2 protein-coding genes are annotated in these 2,223 nt (G+C 35.9%); both read right to left on the bottom strand.

Translation table 11 applies throughout. From position 1 onward, the window contains the following. The coding region (locus KPL44_RS24920; protein WP_216256085.1) for a glycerate kinase family protein at positions 1-851 on the bottom strand (851 nt) is incomplete at its 3' end. Between the two features lie 65 nt (positions 852-916). Beyond that, the gene (locus KPL44_RS24915; RefSeq protein ID WP_216256083.1) at positions 917-2,200 is read right to left on the bottom strand and encodes a GntP family permease; all 1,284 of its coding nucleotides are present in this window, start codon (positions 2,198-2,200) and stop codon (positions 917-919) included. Positions 2,201-2,223: the final 23 nt, after the last annotated feature.

The following is a 2,223-nucleotide window of genomic DNA, read 5'->3' as shown; positions in this document are numbered from 1 at the left end:
TCTTCTAGTCCAGTATATTCAATTACCATTTCGATACCTTTTTTCAAAGTACCATTTAAAAATGCCAAAAGTCCAGCCCCAAGTCCTCCTGCTGCTCCAGCACCTGGTACATCTATAACATCTTTACCAAGTCGCCTTTTTATTATATCTGCATAGTGTTTCAAGTTATCATCTAATATTCCTATCATTTCTTTGGTAGCTCCCTTTTGTGGACCAAATACATTTGAAGCTCCTTTTTCTCCGCAAAGTGGATTGTTAACATCACAAGCTACTTCGATAACAACTTCTTTTAAGCGAGGATCAAAATTCTTTAAATTAATGCTATTTAGTTTTCCTAATTCTCCACCACCGAACCCTAATTCATTCCCTTGCTTATCTAACAATTTTCCACCAAGTGCTTGCACAACTCCAGCTCCACCGTCATTTGTAGCACTTCCACCAATACCTATTAATATTTTTTTTACTCCATGATTTAAACAAGCATTTATAAGCTGCCCAGTACCATAAGTTGTTGTTAATAAAGGATTCCTTTGCTCCGCAGGTATTAGCTGTATTCCACTGGCACTAGCCATTTCTAATATCCCTACTTCTCCTTCTCCTAAAATACCATATTGTGCTTCTACCATGTTTCCAAGTGGTCCAACTACTTTTAAAGAATATACTTTTCCATCAGTAGCATCTACTAATGACTGCATAGTTCCTTCTCCTCCATCAGCCATTGGTACATGTACACATGTAATCTTATCATTTGCCTTTTTTATTCCTCTTTCCATTGCCGTGCAAACTTCTTTTGCTGTCATACTTTCCTTAAAAGAATCCGGTGCTAATACAATAACTAAATCCTGTTTCATATATATCACTCCTAACTTAACTTATATTTTTATTAGATAAATAAGTATAAATCCATATTTTCTCGTTATTTTAAAAATCCATATATGATAGTTGCTGTAATCATCATAGATCCACCAACCATAGATTCATATGGAATAAGTTTCATACGTTCTTTAATTTTCATTTTTACAGAATCAGCTGAAGCATGAAAGAAATTACCATGTGGCAAATGATCAATAACCGTAGCCCCTGTATGTACCATAATTGCTGCATTTAATGGAGGTACCCCCATAGCTAATATTGCTTTTCCAAAGCTTCCTGATGCTAGAATTGCTCCTGTAGCTGTTGATGCAGTAGCTCCTGCCATGAGTATTCCTGATATTGGTGCTAAGAAAACCCCTGAAATACCTGCCGAGTGGATACATTGTACCACTACCGCACTTAAATTAGATTTAGAAATGACACCTGCTATTGCACCTGCACCAATTAATATTATGGCAGTACCTGTCATTTTATTTAACCCTGAAGTGGTATATTCAACAACTTTATTAAATTGACCCATTGCGATTAATCCTATTAATCCTGCAACTGGCAATATAATCATAGAATCAATTTTAATTTTCGCTAAAAACTGTATATGAAGTATGTTTCCAGCAGGACTTAATGATAACAATAAAATTGCTACAATTGGAGCCACCATTGATTTAGCGAAGCTTGGCTTTTCTTTTGCAGTAGCTACAATTACTTCTGATTCTTTAATTAATTCACCTTTCTTACTTAACATTGTAGCAACAAAATATGTTACTATTAACCCTACTATTGCGGGTATAAAACCATTAATCATTACTTGTGCTAGATCTAAATTAAAACCTTTTGCTACTGCTATTGTATTGGGATTAGGAGAAATTATGTTTCCAGCCTTACCTCCACCTACCATCGCTAAAAGTATTGAAGATTTAGTAAGACCAACTTTTTTACCTACGGACAATGCTATTGGTGCAACTATAATAACTGAAACTGCAATAAATACACCTACAGCAGTTATAACCATAGTTGCAATGGCTATTGCTAAAAGAGCCTTTTTTTCGCCCAGCTTTTCCACTATAGTTTCTGCAATTCTCTCTGCTGCACCAGACTCAATTAGAATACCTGCGAGTATTCCTGCTGCGAGCACCCTAACCACTGCCCCCATTACGCTGCTGGTACCATCAATAACAACTTGTGTTGTTTGAGCTAAACTAGCACCACCAACTAATCCACCTATAATAGCACCTCCAAAAAGTGCGTATACAGGACTTACCTTTCTAAATATTAAAACTATAGCAACTATTAAACCAAATATTGCTCCACTCCAATTAATCACAGCCATTTTACTTCCCCCTTATTGTATAA

It is taken from the genome of Clostridium sp. DSM 17811, from assembly GCF_018861905.1.
GTDB lineage: Bacteria > Bacillota > Clostridia > Clostridiales > Clostridiaceae > Clostridium_AD > Clostridium_AD frigoriphilum.
The sequence above is the reverse complement of the archived record's forward strand: the minus strand, read 5'-3'. Positions and strand labels throughout refer to the sequence as shown.

Bases quoted from the DNA above. Each gene is read 5' to 3' on its own strand.
- KPL44_RS24915 (WP_216256083.1), bottom strand. From the start codon at position 2,200: ATGGCTGTGATTAATTGGAGTGGAGCAATATTTGGTTTAATAGTTGCT.